The sequence below is a fragment of the Massilia sp. GCM10023247 genome (genome assembly GCF_042653325.1).
In the GTDB taxonomy this organism is placed as follows: Bacteria; Pseudomonadota; Gammaproteobacteria; order Burkholderiales; family Burkholderiaceae_D; genus Telluria.
On record NZ_JBHSIB010000024.1, the window covers coordinates 113,205 to 129,213 of the forward strand.

At 66.2% G+C, this 16,009-nt stretch carries 16 protein-coding genes; 13 read left to right on the top strand and 3 right to left on the bottom strand.

Annotated features, from left to right (window positions below):
- Position 1: 1 nt before the first annotated feature.
- From cyoB to ACFPAH_RS19715, 6 genes are read left to right on the top strand one after another with little or no spacing between them, the layout of a single operon-like run.
- On the top strand, positions 2-2,005 hold the full coding sequence (gene cyoB, locus ACFPAH_RS19690) for a cytochrome o ubiquinol oxidase subunit I (protein WP_379748705.1): 2,004 nt from the start codon (positions 2-4) through the stop codon (positions 2,003-2,005).
- On the top strand, positions 1,998-2,642 hold the full coding sequence (cyoC, locus tag ACFPAH_RS19695; protein WP_379748708.1) for a cytochrome o ubiquinol oxidase subunit III: 645 nt from the start codon (positions 1,998-2,000) through the stop codon (positions 2,640-2,642). The genes cyoB and cyoC overlap by 8 nt, the downstream gene beginning before the upstream one ends.
- Entirely contained in the window at positions 2,639-3,052 is a 414-nt protein-coding gene (cyoD, locus tag ACFPAH_RS19700) for a cytochrome o ubiquinol oxidase subunit IV (protein WP_379748710.1), read from the top strand. The genes cyoC and cyoD overlap by 4 nt, the downstream gene beginning before the upstream one ends.
- Entirely contained in the window at positions 3,049-3,870 is an 822-nt protein-coding gene (locus ACFPAH_RS19705) for an SURF1 family protein (protein ID WP_379748712.1), read from the top strand. The genes cyoD and ACFPAH_RS19705 overlap by 4 nt, the downstream gene beginning before the upstream one ends.
- A complete protein-coding gene (locus ACFPAH_RS19710) occupies positions 3,854-5,209 on the top strand; it encodes an ATP-binding protein (protein WP_379748714.1) in 1,356 nt (451 codons plus the stop codon). Before ACFPAH_RS19705 ends, ACFPAH_RS19710 begins: the two co-directional genes overlap by 17 nt.
- The gene (locus ACFPAH_RS19715) at positions 5,202-5,762 is read left to right on the top strand and encodes a response regulator transcription factor (RefSeq protein WP_379748716.1); all 561 of its coding nucleotides are present in this window, start codon (positions 5,202-5,204) and stop codon (positions 5,760-5,762) included. Before ACFPAH_RS19710 ends, ACFPAH_RS19715 begins: the two co-directional genes overlap by 8 nt.
- A 127-nt stretch (positions 5,763-5,889) precedes the next feature.
- Here the strand turns inward: ACFPAH_RS19715 and ACFPAH_RS19720 are convergent, their stop codons facing one another.
- Together ACFPAH_RS19720 and ACFPAH_RS19725 are read right to left on the bottom strand one after the other, a co-directional pair.
- On the bottom strand, positions 5,890-6,225 hold the full coding sequence (locus ACFPAH_RS19720) for a DUF5710 domain-containing protein (RefSeq protein WP_379748718.1): 336 nt from the start codon (positions 6,223-6,225) through the stop codon (positions 5,890-5,892).
- Between the two features lie 114 nt (positions 6,226-6,339).
- Positions 6,340-7,104 carry a ZIP family metal transporter gene (locus ACFPAH_RS19725; protein ID WP_379748720.1) on the bottom strand — a complete coding sequence of 255 codons (765 nt, stop codon included), beginning with the start codon at positions 7,102-7,104 and terminating at the stop codon, positions 6,340-6,342.
- Between the two features lie 139 nt (positions 7,105-7,243).
- On the opposite strand from ACFPAH_RS19725, the gene ACFPAH_RS19730 reads away from it, so the two are divergent.
- The 6 genes from ACFPAH_RS19730 to ACFPAH_RS19755 all read left to right on the top strand — a co-directional run bounded on the left by ACFPAH_RS19730 (position 7,244) and on the right by ACFPAH_RS19755 (position 12,827).
- Entirely contained in the window at positions 7,244-8,104 is an 861-nt protein-coding gene (locus ACFPAH_RS19730) for a metallophosphoesterase (RefSeq protein WP_379748722.1), read from the top strand.
- Positions 8,105-8,137: 33 nt separating this feature from the next.
- A complete protein-coding gene (locus ACFPAH_RS19735; RefSeq protein WP_379748724.1) occupies positions 8,138-8,671 on the top strand; it encodes a hypothetical protein in 534 nt (177 codons plus the stop codon).
- Positions 8,672-8,893: 222 nt separating this feature from the next.
- Entirely contained in the window at positions 8,894-10,078 is a 1,185-nt protein-coding gene (locus ACFPAH_RS19740; protein WP_379748726.1) for a cation:proton antiporter, read from the top strand.
- Between the two features lies 1 nt (position 10,079).
- Positions 10,080-11,201, top strand: coding sequence for a YbdK family carboxylate-amine ligase (locus tag ACFPAH_RS19745; RefSeq protein WP_379748728.1), 1,122 nt, complete (start codon positions 10,080-10,082; stop codon positions 11,199-11,201).
- A 94-nt stretch (positions 11,202-11,295) separates the two neighbouring features.
- Complete coding sequence (locus ACFPAH_RS19750) at positions 11,296-12,201, top strand: hypothetical protein (RefSeq protein WP_379748730.1); 906 nt, start codon at positions 11,296-11,298, stop codon at positions 12,199-12,201.
- Positions 12,198-12,827, top strand: a complete 630-nt coding sequence (locus ACFPAH_RS19755) for an RES family NAD+ phosphorylase (RefSeq protein ID WP_379748732.1) — start codon at positions 12,198-12,200, stop codon at positions 12,825-12,827. Before ACFPAH_RS19750 ends, ACFPAH_RS19755 begins: the two co-directional genes overlap by 4 nt.
- Before the next feature lie 23 nt (positions 12,828-12,850).
- Here ACFPAH_RS19755 and ACFPAH_RS19760 read toward each other — a convergent pair whose 3' ends face one another.
- Positions 12,851-13,351 carry a MarR family winged helix-turn-helix transcriptional regulator gene (locus ACFPAH_RS19760; protein ID WP_379748734.1) on the bottom strand — a complete coding sequence of 167 codons (501 nt, stop codon included), beginning with the start codon at positions 13,349-13,351 and terminating at the stop codon, positions 12,851-12,853.
- A gap of 157 nt (positions 13,352-13,508) precedes the next feature.
- Here ACFPAH_RS19760 and ACFPAH_RS19765 point away from each other — a divergent pair, with 157 nt between their 5' ends.
- Entirely contained in the window at positions 13,509-15,923 is a 2,415-nt protein-coding gene (locus ACFPAH_RS19765; protein WP_379748736.1) for a penicillin-binding protein 1A, read from the top strand.
- Positions 15,924-16,009: the final 86 nt, after the last annotated feature.

Here is a 16,009-nt window from a genome sequence, read left to right on the forward strand (position 1 = left end):
CATGCAAGACTCTCTTGACTTGACGAAGCTTATCTTCGGACGGCTCAGCTGGGATGCGATTCCCCTCCATGATCCGATCCTGCTCGCTACCTTCGTAGGCGTCGTGGTCGGCGGTGTGGCCCTGGTCGGGCTCATCTCCTACTTCCGCCTGTGGGGCACCTTGTGGCGCGACTGGATTACCAGTATCGACCACAAGAAAATCGGCATCATGTACATGATCCTGGGCCTCGTGATGTTCCTGCGCGGCTTCGCCGACGCGCTCATGATGCGCGCCCAGCAGGCGATCGCCTTCGGCGATACGGCCGGCTTCCTGCCGCCGCACCACTACGACCAGATCTTCACCGCCCACGGCGTGATCATGATCTTCTTCGTGGCGATGCCGTTCGTGACGGGCCTGATGAACTATGTCGTGCCGCTGCAGATCGGCGCCCGCGACGTGGCCTTCCCGTTCCTGAACAACTTCTCGTTCTGGATGACGACCATGGGCGCCGTGCTGGTCATGGCTTCGCTGTTCGTCGGTGAGTTCGCGCGTACCGGCTGGCTGGCCTTCCCGCCGCTGTCGGGCATCCTGGCCAGTCCGGGTGTCGGCGTCGACTATTACATATGGGCCTTGCAGATCGCCGGTGTCGGTACCCTGCTGTCCGGCGTGAACCTGATCGTCACCATCGTCAAGATGCGCGCGCCGGGCATGGACCTGATGAAGATGCCAGTCTTCACCTGGACCTCGCTGTGCACCAACATCCTGATCGTGATGTCGTTCCCGATCCTGACCGCGACCCTGGCCATGCTGGGCATGGACCGCCTGTTCGACACCAACTTCTTCACGAACGACAAGGGCGGTAACGCCATGCTGTACGTGAACCTGATCTGGATCTGGGGCCACCCGGAGGTGTACATCCTGATCCTGCCGGCCTTCGGCATCTTCTCGGAAGTCGTCTCGACCTTCTCGGGCAAGCGCCTGTTCGGCTACACCTCGATGGTGTATGCGACCGTCGTCATCATGATCCTGTCCTACCTGGTGTGGCTGCACCACTTCTTCACCATGGGTTCGGGGGCGAGTGTCAACGCGTTCTTCGGCATCACGACCATGATCATCTCGATCCCGACCGGGGCCAAGATCTTCAACTGGCTGTTTACGATGTACCGCGGCCGTATCCGCTACGAACTGCCGATGATGTGGACCGTGTCGTTCATGCTGACCTTCACCATCGGCGGCATGACCGGCGTGATGCTGGCGATCCCGGCGGCCGACTTCGTGCTGCACAACTCGCTGTTCCTGACCTCGCACTTCCACAACGTGATCATCGGCGGCGTGCTGTTCGGCCTGTTCGCTGGTTTCAACTACTGGTTCCCGAAGATGTTCGGCTTCAAGCTCAACCAGTTCTGGGGCAAGGTCTCGTTCTGGCTGTGGTCGATCGGTTTCTGGGTCGCCTTCACGCCGGGCTATATCCTGGGCTTCATGGGCGTCACCCGCCGCTCGAGCCACTTCCAGGACCCCGAGCTGCAGCCGCTGTTCGTCATCGCCTTTATCGGCACGCTGATGATCGCCGGCGGTATCGCGGCCCTGATGATGCAGATCTACACCAGCTGGCGCGACCGCAAGAAAAACGTCGACGTCACCGGCGATCCATGGGATGGCCGTACGCTGGAGTGGGCGACCTCGTCGCCGCCGCCTGACTACAACTTCGCGTTCACGCCGGTGGTGTACGACAACGACACCTTCGCCGACATGAAGAAGAACGGCTGGAAGCGTCCGCTGCACGATTTCGTCGCGATCCACATGCCGAAGAACACCTGGGCTGGTTTCGTGATCTCGGCGATCTCGATGGTGCTGGGTTTCGCGATCATCTGGCACATGTGGCTGCTGGTCGGCATCTCGTTCTTCGCGATGATGGTGGCAATCATTGCCCACACGTTCAACTACAAGCGCGACTACTACATTCCGGCGGAAGAAGTGACCCGTACCGAGAATGCCCGTACTAAACTGCTGGAAAGCTATGTCTAACATTAACGCTACTCTGACTACCCAAGGCGGCGCCGTCGGCGCCGACACGGGCGCGCGCTACCACGTGCGCGAACACCACCCCCAGAACGGCACGCTGCTGGGGTTCTGGATCTACCTGATGAGCGACTGCCTCATCTTCGCCAGCCTGTTTGCGACCTATGCCGTTTTGGGCCGCAACTACGCCGGCGGCCCATCGGGCGCCGAACTGTTCGACCTCTCGCTGGTGGCCATCAACACGGCCTTCCTGCTGGTGTCGTCGATCACCTTCGGCTTCGCGATGATCTCGGCCCAGGCGAAAAACCTGGCCAAGACCCAGCTCTGGCTGGGCATCACGGGCGTGCTGGGCGTCTGCTTCCTGGCGCTCGAGATCTATGAGTTCTACCACCTGATCCACCAGGGTGCCGGTCCTGCGCGCAGCGCCTTCCTGACGGCCTTCTTCTCGCTGGTCGGCACCCACGGCCTGCACGTGCTGTTCGGTATCGTGTGGCTGACCACGCTGATGTTCCAGCTGCCGAAACACGGCCTGACCGCGGAAAACATGCGCCGCCTGTCGTGCCTGTCGCTGTTCTGGCACTTCCTGGACGTCGTCTGGATCTTCGTGTTCACCTTTGTTTACCTGATGGGAGTGCTGCCATGAGCGATCACAACCACGCGCTTCACGGCCACGACCACGGCCACGATCATCACGATGAGCCGGGCGTGCATTACAGCCTGAAGGACTACACGACCGGCTTCGTGCTGGCCGTGATCCTGACGGTGATTCCGTTCTGGCTGGTCATGGGCAACGTGCTCGACCCCAGCCTGACCCGCACCGTCATCCTCGGTTTCGCCGGCGTCCAGCTGGTCGTGCACATGGTGTACTTCCTGCACATGAACTCGAAGTCCGAGGGCGGCTGGAACATGATGGCGCTGATCCTGACGCTCGTCCTGCTGGGCATCATCCTGGCCGGCTCGATCTGGGTCATGTACCACATGAACACCAACATGATGGGTGGCATGGGCGACGCGGCCGCAGTCACGGGTCACGGCTCGCACGACATGCCATGATGGACCGGCACGATCCGGCAGGAGCCGCCCTGGCGACGGGGCGCCCACGCAGCGTTGCCAAAGTCATCCTGGCAATCATTGCCCTGCTGCTGATCGTGCTGTTCGCGGGGCTGGGGACCTGGCAGGTGCAACGCCTGCAATGGAAACTGGCCCTGATCGAACGCGTGGAGTCGCGCGTGAACGCGGCTCCCGCCCCTAGTCCCCCGGCCGCGCGCTGGGGGCAGGTGTCACGCGACACCGACGAATACCGGCACGTACGCCTGGCCGGACACTTCCTCTACGAATACACCACGCCGGTGCAGGCCGTTTCCGAACTCGGCGCCGGCTTCTGGCTGCTGACGCCGCTATGCACCACCGAAGGCACGATCGTGCTGGTCAACCGCGGCTTCGTTTCCGCGCCTGATGCGCGTGCGCGCTATCCGGCCCGTCGTGCCGAGGGCAATCCCTGCGCCGCCGCGGGCCCTGCGCACAGCCTGACCGGCCTGTTGCGCATCACGGAGCCGGGCGGAGGCTTCCTCCGAGAAAATGACCCGGCGAACAACCGTTGGTTCTCGCGCGACGTCGCGGCGATCGCCGCCGCGCGCGGGCTGGACCAGGTCGCGCCGTTCTTTGTCGACGCCAGGCGCGGGCAGGACCCGGCTGGCGCGCCCGAGGCGCCGGTCGGCGGCCTGACCGTCATTTCCTTCCAAAACAATCACCTCGTCTATGCCATCACTTGGTATGCTCTGGCTTTGATGGTGATCGGGGCGTGGTGGTTCGTTGCGCGCTCCGGTCCCCGTGGCGCCACCAGGGCAAAGGACAATGGCAGTAAAGCTTGATCTGTTAACAAGAATAGCGCCTTCGGCGGCATCCGCCGCCGAGGCAAACGTCGAATACGCGGCCGGGCACAAGAACATGTTGCAGCTCATCGAGCTGCGCTGGATCGCCGTCATCGGCCAGGTCACGACCATCGCCGGCGCGATCCTGATCTTCGACATCAACCTGCCGCTGGTCCACATGCTGCAGGTGCTGGCCTGCCTGATCGCCTTCAACATCGCCAGCCACCTGCGCTGGCACGAGCGGCGCCCGGTCGCCAACAGCGAGCTGTTCATGGCGCTGCTGGTGGACGTCGCCACGCTCACGGTGCTGCTCTACCTGTCGGGCGGCACCACCAATCCCTTCGCCTTCCTCTACCTGCTGCAGATCATTATCTCGGCGGTGCTGCTGGAAGCCTGGTCGACCTGGACCATTGTCGTGATCACCTTGATATGCCTGGCCCTGCTGGCCGTCTTCGCCCAGCCGCTGGCGCTGCCCTTCGACCACGCGCGCGGCATCGCCAGCCTGTATGTGCAGGGCATGCTGATCTGTTTTGCCCTGAATGCCGCGCTGCTGGTGATTTTTATTTCTCGCATCAGCGGCACCCTGCGTGCCAAGGCCGCCCAGCTGGCCGACCTGCGCCAGCGCGCGGCCGAGGAAGACCATATCGTGCGCATGGGCCTGCTCGCCTCCGGCGCCGCCCACGAACTCGGCACGCCGCTGGCGACCCTGTCGGTGATCCTGGGCGACTGGAAGCGCATGCCCGCCTTCCGCGACAATCCGCTGCTGGCAGAGGAAATCGCCGAGATGCAGACCCAGTTGCTGCGCTGCAAGTCCATCGTCAGCGGCATCCTGCTCTCGGCCGGCAATGCGCGCGGCGAGTCCGCGGTGCGCACGACCATCCACACCTTCCTCGACGGCCTGGCCGAGGAGTGGGAAGAGCGCCGCCAGGCGCCGCATTTCGAATACGAGAACGGCATCGCCGACGACGTGCCGGTTGCCTTCGACTCGGCCCTGAAGCAGACCATCGACAACCTGCTCGACAACGCGCTGGAAAGCTCGCCCGACTGGGTGCGGCTCGAGGCCAGCGTGGAGGAGGACACCCTGCGCCTGGTGGTGACCGACCGCGGCCCCGGTTTCGCTCCGGCCATGCTGGCCCAGTTCGGCAAGCCCTACCAGTCGACCAAGAACCGCGCCGGCGGCGGAGTGGGGCTGTTCCTGGTGGTGAACGTCGCGCGCACCCTCGGGGGCGCAGTCAGCGCCCGCAATCGCGCGGAAGCCGGGGAAGACGGCGGCGCGGAGGTCGTGCTGACCATCCCGCTGGGCTCGATCGCCTTGCCGGTGGAGGGCGAACATGCTTGACGACACTGTCGATACCGTCGAGGCGGCCCCGCTGCTGCTGATCGTCGAGGACGACGAAGCCTTTGCCCGCACCCTCGGCCGCTCCTTCGAGCGGCGCGGCTACCGGGTGCTGCACGCGCCGGGCCTGGATGAAGCGGCCGAGATCCTCAAGGAGCACGATCCCGGCTATGCGGTGGTCGACCTGAAACTCAAGGGTAATGCGTCGGGCCTGTCCTGCGTGCAGTTGCTCCACGCGCACGACCCGGAGATGCTGATCGTCGTCCTGACCGGCTTCGCCAGCATCGGCACGGCGGTCGAGGCAATCAAGCTCGGGGCCTGCCAGTACCTGGCCAAGCCCTCCAACACCGACGACATCGAGGCCGCGTTCGGCCACGTGGCCGGCAGCACCGAGGTGGAGGTGACGAATCGCTCGACCTCGATCAAGACGCTCGAGTGGGAGCACATCCATGCCGTGCTGGCCGAGACCGATTTCAATATTTCCGAAGCGGCGCGCCGGCTCGGCATGCACCGCCGCACGCTGGCGAGGAAGCTCGAAAAGCAGCGGGTCAAGTAAGGCGTACAGCGTAGGGTGGACTCCCGAGTCCACGCGTGAACGAGGAGCAGCCTTCAACGCAGCAGCGTCGCCCGCTACCAGCCCGCTGCCAACCGGTGGACTCGGGAGTCCACCCTACAAACCAGACCTACAGCGCCGCCAGCAGCCTGCGCACGGCCTGGTGCGCCTCCGACCAGCCGCTTTCGGCCAGCCTGGGCTTGCACTCGGCGCATTCCTCGAAGGGGTTGCAGGCGTGCGGCAGTTCGAGATACTTCGATCCGATCACCGGTTTCGCGCCAAAGGCGTCGCGCGAGGAGGCGCTGCCGCCGGCGGTCTTGCCGGCCGCGCCGGCGTCGATCCAGCGCTCGAACGGTTCGCTCGGCTTGCCGTCCGGGACGTACCAGCATTTGCGTGTGGGATTCCAGCGCGCGCCGAGCGCCTTGGCTTCGTCTTTTTCCGCGTACGGGACCTTCAGGACTATCATTCGGGCTTCTTTCAATGGTCGATACGGTGCCGCGCCTGGCGCAGCGGCGCACGTATTGTAAGGGCAAGTCGACGGCCGGGCACAGCCCGTGCCGCGAATCGCCGGCGCCGCCGATCAGCCACCGAGCTTGCTAAGGGCAAATGCCGCGAGGAAGCCGGCGACCGTGATCAGGCCGGCGAAATCGCGGGCCTCGTCGAAGGCTTCGGGAATCATGGTGTCGACCAGCATCGCCAGGATCGCGCCGGCCGCGATCGCCGTCGTCGCCGCCACCGTGCCCGGCGCGACCCCCTCGAACAGCGTGTAACCCACCAGCGACGCGGCGCCGGAGGCGAGGGTGATCGCGCCCCAGATGCCGAAGATATAGCCGGCGCTGCGGCCGGCCTTCTTCATCCCGGCCGCGCTCGACAGCCCTTCCGGCACGTTCGACAGGAAGATCGCCGAGACCGCGACCAGGCTGACCTTGTCGCCGCCCAGCAGCGACAGGCCGATCACGATCGATTCGGGAATGCCGTCGAGCAGGGCGCCGACCGCGATCGCCAGGCCGCTGCCGCCATGTGCGGCCTCGCTCGGCTGCAAGCCGCAGGAGCGCTTGCGGTGTTTCGCGCCATGGTGCGACAGCAGCCAGTTGGCGAGCGTAAAGATGGTCGCGCCCCCGAGGAAGCCGAGCGCCGTGGCCCGAAAGCCGCCGGTGCGCAAGGCTTCGTCCATCAGGTCGAAGGACAGGGCAGAAATCAGCACGCCGCTGCCGAAGGCCATGATCGCCGCAACGAGGCGCGCCGGTACCTGCAGCCAGTAGCCGGCGGCGGCGCCAAGCAGCAAGGCCGTGCCCGCGACCAGTCCCCAGAAGCCTGCCTGCAGCCAAACCGGCACCTCGCCCATCCCTTGCTCCCCTCCGTTATGCAAGCGCTGTCGGTGTCCATCCTACGCCGAAGCGCGTCATGCACGCGCTTGGCTGAGCGGCGGGGCGCGGCAGGGCCACACGGCTGTGCTACATTCGCGTTTTTGCAAGGAGCCTTCCATGACGATGTCCCCGTCCGCTGCGCCCGCACGGCGCCTGCCTGCACTCTTGCCTGCGCTGTTGTCCGGATTGGTGCTGGCCGGCTGCGCCGGCCTCGCGCCCGAGGGCACGCCTGCCGACGTGGCCTTTGTCCTCGTCGGCGAGGACGGCGCGGCAAGCGCGCGCGTGATCACCACCGCAAGGTCCTGCCCACCGCTGTGGGTCGACAACCGGGCCATGCCGATGCGGGTCCGGGTGCCGCATGGCAGCGTGCCGGCGCGCCCGGGCCAGCCGCACACGCCGCCGTCCACCGCCGTGCTGACCTGCGAGGCCCCGATCGCCGCCGGCGCCGCCAGCGCCTCGGTCTTCGGGCGGGCGCTGCCGGTGCCGAAGCTTGAGGCGCGGCGCATCGTCGTCATCGGCGATACCGGCTGCCGCCTCAAGGGACGCGAACTCCAGGACTGCAACGACCCGCAAGCCTTCCCGTTCGCGCAGGTGGCCGCGCGCGCCGCGGCCTTCAAGCCCGACCTGGTGGTGCACGTCGGCGACTACCACTATCGCGAAGACCCGTGTCCTGAAGGGCGCGCGGGCTGCGCCGGCAGCCCCTACGGTTACGGTTACGACGCCTGGGCCGCCGACTTCTTCACGCCGGCGCGCAGCCTGCTGGCCGGCGCGCCCTGGGTCGTCGCACGCGGCAACCACGAGAACTGCACCCGGGCCGGGCAGGGCTGGTGGCGCTGGCTCGACCCGCGCCCGTACCAGGCCGGCCGCGATTGCGACGACCCCGCCAACGACGCCGTCGGCGAGCATAGCGATCCGTACGCCGTGCCGCTCGGCGCCGGCGCCCAGCTGATCGTGTTCGACACCGCCAACACCTCTTAGCGCGGGCTGGCGCGGACCGACCCGCGCCGGGCCGTGTATGCGGACACCTACCGCAAGGTCGAGCAACTGGCGCGCGGCGCGCGCTACAACATCGCGGTCGATCACCACCCGCTGCTGGCCTTCGGCGCCAACCGCAACCCGAAGACCGGCGAAGTGACCCTGTTCGGCGGCGACCAGGGCTTGCTCGACGCCTTCGGCGACGTCGACCCCGGCATCCTGCCGCGCTCGATCCATATGTTGCTGTCGGGGCATGTGCACCTGTGGGAACAGCTCAGCTTCGCCAGCGAGCATCCGACCCAGTTCGTGTCCGGCTTCTCGGGCAGTGCGGAAGACACCGCGCCTTTGCCCGTCATGCCGCCGCCCGGCAAGACCCCGGCCCCGGGCGCCATCGTCGAGACCATGAGCAGCTGGATCGACGGTTTCGGCTTCATGACGATGGAGCGGGCCGGGGCGGAAGAATGGCTGGTAAAAGTCTGGGACCGCGAGGGCAGGGAGCGCAACAGCTGCAGCGTGAAGGGCCGCAAATCGCGCTGCAGCATCGCCCAGGTACATGCCTCGGCGCCCTGATGGCGTCTTTGCATTCGGACGAATGTAGTTGCCAAGGTTATATAGATCAGGCAATATGCCAGCGTCCTGGGGCGCCTTTCCGGCGCAGCCGGCGATCAGCGATGAGGCGCTCACGCGTTTCTTTTGGGCCTCCGGACGCTCCGGAGGCCGTTTTTTGCGCAAGGTGCACCGCCCGGTGCGCGCCGTACTTGCGCTAGTTACTCTCGACCGTTAGGGGAGCCTATGACCGACTACGCCGATCTCGGCCTGCAACTTGCCTGGCCGATCGCCATGGCGCTGGCCTGGATGGCCGGCGAACTGATTTACCGCTGGACCGCGCTGCCGCGGATCGCGGTCTACGGGCTCGCCGGTTTCTGTTTCGGCAACCTCGCGGCCGGCTACCTGCCGCCGTCCGAATCGAAGAATTTCATGCTGCTGGCGAACCTGGGCTTCGGCCTGATCCTGTTCGAGCTCGGCTACCGCATCAACCTGCGCTGGCTGCGCAACAATCCGTGGATCGTGGCGACCTCGCTGCTCGAGGCGGCCTGCACCTTTGCCGCCGTGTACGCCGTTGCCTCCTTCTTCGGCATGGCGCGCCTGCCTGCCGCGCTGACGGCCGCCCTGGCGATGTCGAGTTCCCCGGCCGGCCTGCTGCGCGTGCTCAACGAGCAGGGCGCCGCCGGCCAGGTGACCGAACGGGCCATGCACCTGACCGCCCTGAACTGCGTGATGGCCGTGTTTACGTTCAACGTCGTGGTCGGCATCGGCCTGTTCCAGACCTCGGGCGACCTGACCCACGCCGCCGGCAGCAGCCTGCTGGTGCTGCTCGTCTCGGCCGCCCTGGGCGCGCTGTTCGGCGCCCTGGTGCCGCTCTGGCTGCGCCTGATCGACGCCGCGCGCGACGCCACCCTGGCCTTTGCGCTGGCAGTGGTGCTGCTGGTGGCGGTCACCCACGTGCTCGAGTTTTCGCCGGTGCTGGCGGCCCTGACCTTCGGCCTGGTGGCGCGCCACCGCCGCATCTCCCTGAGCCCGGCGCAACGCAATTTCGGCGTGCTGGGCGACCTGCTGGCGGTGCTGATGTTCTTCTTCGTGGCCACCCGCGTCGAGATGGACCACGTCGGCGGCGGCATCGCGCTCGGCCTGCTGCTGGTGCTCGTGCGCGCCGTCGTCAAGGTCGGCGTCTGCGCGGCGACGGCACGGGTATCGGGCATTTCGACGCGCAAGGGCGCGCTCTCGGGCCTGGCGCTCACGCCGATGGCGGTGTTCGCGATCCTGCTGATGGAGCAGACCCACCTGATCGGCGTCGACCTGCTCGACAGCCTGGCGCCGTTGGCCGCCGCCATGCTGATGCTCGACGTCATCGGCCCCGTGCTGACCCAGCGCGCCGTCGTCTGGGCCAACGAAACCCGCACCGTAAAGGACCTTTGACATGGCACTCGGACCGTTCGCACAATCGCATTCGCTGACCATGGGCGTGGAGCTGGAATTGCAGCTGGTGAGCCTGTCGGATTTCGACCTGGTGGCTGCCTCGCCCGACATGCTCGAGCTGCTGGGACGGGCACCGTTCCCCGGCAACGTCACGCCCGAGATCACGGAGAGCATGATCGAGATTAACTCGAGCGTGCACACCCACCACGGCGAGCTGCTGGAAGAATTGCGCCAGATCCGCGACATCCTGCTGCGCGCCGGCGACATGCTGAACGTGGGCGTCTGCGGCGGCGGCACCCATCCGTTCCAACAATGGTCGCAGCGCAAGATCTTCGCCAAGCCGCGCTTCCGCGAGGTCTCCAGCCTGTACGGCTACCTGGCCAAGCAGTTCACGGTGTTCGGCCAGCACGTGCACATCGGCTGCAGTTCGGGCGACGAAGCCTTGTTCCTGCTGCATGCGCTGAACCGCTATGTGCCGCACTTCATCGCCCTGTCGAGCTCCTCGCCCTTCCTGCAGGGCAGCGACACGCTGTTCAATTCGGCGCGCCTGAATTCCGTGTTCGCCTTTCCGCTGTCCGGCCGCGCGCCTTTCCTGCTCAGCTGGGAAGCCTTCGAGCGCGATTATTTCGCGCGCATGGAGAAGACCGGCATCGTGAAAAGCATGAAGGACTTTTATTGGGACCTGCGCCCCAAGCCGGAGTACGGGACGATCGAACTGCGGGTCTGCGACACGCCGCTCACGGTCGAGCGCGCGGCGGCGCTGGCCTGCTACCTGCAAGCCCTGTGCCGCTACCTGCTCGAGGGCGCCGAGCCGCCGCCGCTGGAAGACGACTACCTGGTCTATAACTACAACCGCTTCCAGGCCTGCCGCTTCGGTCTCGACGGCACGCTGGTGCATCCGCAGACCCACGAGACGATTTCGCTGCGCGAAGACATCCTGACCACCCTGCGCAAGATCGAGCCGCATGCCAAGGCGCTCGGCAGCGAGCCGGCGCTGGAACACCTGTACGCCGAAACCCATACCGGCAGCGACGCCCATTTCCTGCGCAACGCGCATGCCGGTGGCGGCAGCAGCGAGGCGATCGTCGACGCGGCGCTGCGGCGCTTCAGGGAAGGCGGATAGGGCATCGCGTCGTGCGGCGCCGCAGGCCGGCATTGGTCGAGCAATCTTGCGAAACGGGCTTGAAGTCATGAAAGTCATGAGCTAGACTGGATTCATGAACAAACATTCCAGCCCGGTTGTCAGACAGGAAAGCCCTGAAGTGCTTGAAGCGCTCGAGGCGATCAGGAAGGCTGCGGAGTTCCTGCAGGGCAGCAGCGTGCCTGCCCCGGACGATACGGTCGTCGAGCAATACGGCGCGAGTCCGGATGTATCGAAAGTCCGGCTGGGGGAGTCCACCGTTTATTGGACGCGTCCTCCTGTATTCGACGTGGAAGTCAACGATTCGTCGACTTCCTACCTGGTGCTCGTGGAATGCAAAACCGGGGGCGGCAAGACCGAATCGTCGAATGTTCTCGCGAACCGGAAGCCGTCATGGCCGCCATCATGGTGGCCATTGGGGCGCCCCGCGGCCACACCAGGCTCCGGCGCGGCCGAAGGCGCTTCGCAGTCCGACCAGATCGCCTCCCTGAGGACGGAAGTCGAAGAGCTCAAGCGCCAGGTGGCCGTCCTGACCGGCCTCGTACAGCTCGGGAACGGGCCCGCCCCGAGCCCGCTCGCCGCGGCGAAGGCGCGCGGCGCATCGTACATGAAGGTCGAGTTCGAGAACCCGCAGAATCTCACGCTCGCGGCGGCGAGCCGGTACACAGGTCGCTCCGATCGGCTGATCAATCTGGAGCGAAACCGCGGCGCCCTCTATGCATTGATCCTGGAAGGGAATACCCGCGGGTATCGTTACCCGAAGTGGCAGTTTGACGTGGCGGCGGCAAGATTGCGCGCTGTCCTGGATGTGCTGGCCCCCAGCGCGATGAGTTGCTGGGCCTTGCACAGTTTCCTGACTCGGCCACACGTCGATCTCGACAATCGCAGCCCGGCTGAAGCCCTTGCCGATGGCACTTTCGCGATTGAACGTGTGGTGGGGCTTGCCCGTCAACGCGCAGACCTGCACCAGGGAGCTGCATGACTGGCGCGCCACCTTCCTCGCTGTCGCTGGACTGTCCGCTGCCACCGCCCGACCTCTGCTTTCGCCAGATACCGACCATTACCTTCGATTTGGCCGTTACGCCGCTTCTCCGGGTTCACCAGAGCCGGTACTCCCCGCTTTTCTTCAATCGCCGGTCCACGAGCCCCACGGTTTACCGGTTCGACGCACCCAACGACGAGTACGGCGTTCTTTACGCGTCACCGGAGTTCGAGGCATGCATGGCCGAGACACTCATCCGCGAGCGTTTCGAATCGGGTCCGCTCATCCTCGATGAGGCGGAGATCACCAGCCGGAGCGTCTCCAGGCTCGGTATTGTCGACCGTACGCAACTGTCCCTCGTCGACCTGACGGCTGCCCTTTTTCCGATTGGAGGAACGAGTGCGATAACGTCGACATCGGCATACCAGGCGTCGAACGCGTGGAGCAGGGCGTTCCATACGCACCCCGCCGAGTACGACGGCCTCTATTTTCGATCCCGATACTCGAACCTACCCTCGGTCGCCCTCTTCGACCGGGTTGAAGCAACGGTGGAGGGAACGACCCTGCTCTCGACCGATCCGAGGCTGGTCGCGTTCCTGGAAAAGTATCAAATTGGACTGGTCTAGCTGCCCGTTCGGAAAACGACGGCCTACAGCTGGGCCAGCGGCACCTGCGCACTGGCGGGATCGGCCTCCAGCACCTCGATCAGCTTGGACAGGTCTTGCTCGAGGCGCCTGAGCGTTTCCGCGTCGAGGCTGGCCAGCGCCTCCGGCAGCACGCCGGCAAACGGCACCGGCGCGCGCTGCAGCAGGGCGTCGGCGGCGGGCAGGGCGCGCAGGGCGACGCCGCGCCGGTCCTGGCCGTCGCGTGCCGCCGCGATCAGCCCGCGCGCCGTCAGGTTGCGCACCAGGTTGCTGGCGGTGGACTGGTGGATGTCGAGCGCGCGCGCCAGTTCGGTGACGCCGATGCCGGGCGAGCCGGCGATCACGGACAAGGCCCACAGCTGGGCGCCGCCGAGGCCGGCGTCGCGCTCGACCTGGCGGAAGTGGGTTTTCACCGAGTTGAACACGACCCGGAACTGGCGCAGCACCCGGGTTTCCGGGGTGAGGGCAGGCGCCGCCGATGCGCCAGTGGAATTTTGTAAAGACATTGTGACATTGTAGCGGAAAGCCGGCTGCGCTACACCTGCCGCCGTGCGTTTTGCCTCCCGCGGAGCCAGCGTGGCGCACCCAAGCGTAGCCGGGGCCGGCGTCGGCTATACTGCGCACACGTGGCAAGATCAAGGCAACCAAGGCGCAAGGACATCAGTGGACCAGGACAATAAGACCGAAAACGGCATCCGCCAGCAGGCAAAGGATTTGTTTGGCAGCGCGGGCACCCGCGCAGGCGCAGGCTACCGGCGCGCCCATGGCTTCCTCGAAGGGCGGCCGCGCAGCCAGCAGGTGCTCATCGTCGGGGCGGCCTCCTTCGGCGCGCTGCTGTTGCTGCTGCTGGTCTACCTGATCATCCTGATTCCGCTGACCCCGAGCGTGGCCGACCTGAAGCAGGTCAACAGCGCGCGCCCGACCACCATCCTGTCCGCCGACGGCAAGGAACTCGGCACCTTCGAGCAGGGCCTGCAGGAGCGGGTCAAGCTGTCGCAGGTGTCGCCGCACGTGATCAAGGCCCTGATCTCGACCGAGGACCACCGCTTCTACGAGCACCACGGCGTCGATTTCACGCGCATCGCCGGCGCGCTGGTGGCCAGCCTGAAGGGCGACGCCCAGGGCGGCTCGACCATTACCCAGCAGCTGGCGCGTAACATGTTCCCGGAAGAGATCGGCCGCGCGCGCAGCATCAACCGCAAGCTGAAGGAATTGATCACCGCGCTCAAGATCGAGAACACCTACAGCAAGACCGAGATCCTGGAAGCCTACCTGAACACGGTGCCCTTCCTGTACAACGCGCGCGGCATCGAAATGGCGGCGCGCACCTATTTCGACAAGTCCGCCCTGAAACTCGATGTGCTGGAAGCGGCCACGCTGGTCGGCATGCTCAAGGGGACCTATTACTACAACCCGGTCACCAATCCCGAGCGTTCGCTGGCCCGCCGCAACGTGGTGCTGGGCCAGATGGCCAAGCACGGCGCGTTTTCCGAAGCGCGCCTGAAGGCCCTGGTCAAGCGCCCGCTGCGCCTGGACTTCGAGCGCCAGCTCGATCGCAGCGGCCGCGACGACCATTTCACAGCCTACGTGCGCAAGTGGCTGCTGGCCTGGGCCGACGAGAACGACTACAACCTCGAACTCGACGGCCTGGTGGTGCAGACCACGCTCGACGCCGACCTGCAGCAGGCCGCGCAGCGCGCCGTCGAGCGCCAGGGCGGCGCCCTGCAGGCCGTGGCCGACGTCGAGTGGGCCAATCCCTGGCTGCCCGGTTCCACCTCGACCGGCACCTACACCTCGATGCGCGGCAGCGTCACGCCCTTCGAGCATTACTGGCGCACCCACGGCGCCCAGCTCGACGCCTTCATCCGCGAAAGCAGCACCTACCGCCAGGCGGTCGAGGGCGGCGAAGCCCCTGCCGCCGCCTTCAAGCGCATCAAGGCCGACCGCAGCTTCATGCGCGAACTGCGCGCGGCCAAGACCCGCCTGGAAGCGGGCTTCGTCGCGATCGACCCGGCCAGCGGCGAAGTCAAGGCCTGGGTCGGCAGCCGCGACTTCGCCAAGGACCAGTTCGACCACGTGGCCCAGGCCGCGCGCCAGCCCGGCTCCACCTTCAAGCCGATCGTCTATGGCGCCGCGCTGGAAAGCGGCATTTCGCCCGAGCAGCCGTATGTCGACGCGGTGATGGAGATCCGCGCCGCCGACGGCACGATCTGGAAGCCGACCGACATGTCGGGCACCACCGGCCGCCAGATGACCATGCGCGACGGCCTGGTGCATTCGAAGAACACGATCACGGCCCAGGTCATGCAGGACGTCGGCCCCACGAAGGTCGCCAAGCTGGCCCAGAACATGGGCATCCGCCAGAGCAAGCTGTCGGCCGTTCCCTCGCTGGCGCTCGGCACCAGCCCGGTCACGCTGCTGGAAATGGTGAGTTCGTACGCCACCATCGCGGCCCAGGGCGAATACCGCAAGCCGGTGTTCGTGCGCCGCATTACCGACCGCGAAGGCAAGGTGATCGCCGATTTCGGCACCGATGCCCCCGAGCGCGCGCTGTCGCAAGCGTCCAGCGTGGCGCTGATCGACATGCTGCGCGGCGTCGTCAACCGCGGCACCGGCACCGGCGTGCGCTACCGCTTCGGCATCAACGGCGACGTCGCCGGCAAGACCGGCACCACCCAGAACAATGCCGACGGCTGGTTCATCCTGATGCACCCGAACCTGGTGGCGGGCGCGTGGGTCGGTTTCAACGACAACCGCGTCACGATGCGCAGCAATTACTGGGGCCAGGGCGGCCACAACGCGATCCTGCTGGTCGGGGATTTCTTCCGCGCCGCCCTCGACGCCGGCAAGCTCGACCGCGAGGCCGTGTTCCCGGGCGGCCGCCCGCCCGCTCCCCCGCGCGTGCAGGAGGAAGAGCCGGAAGAAGAATTCATCGACGCCAGCGAGCTGCCCGAAGCGGCGCCGGTCGACGACGAATCCCATCCGCGCGCCGAGGACGCGGAAGAAGCGGAAGAAGTCATCGAAGAGCCGGTCGAGGTGATCTCGCCGCCGGTACCGGTGCCGACGCCGGACTTTTAATGCACGCAGGAATGCACGGGCCCGACGCGTAGCGTGGGCAGTTGTGCCCACGCGGTGGAACCGGTCCGTGCGGCAATGCCGGTGCT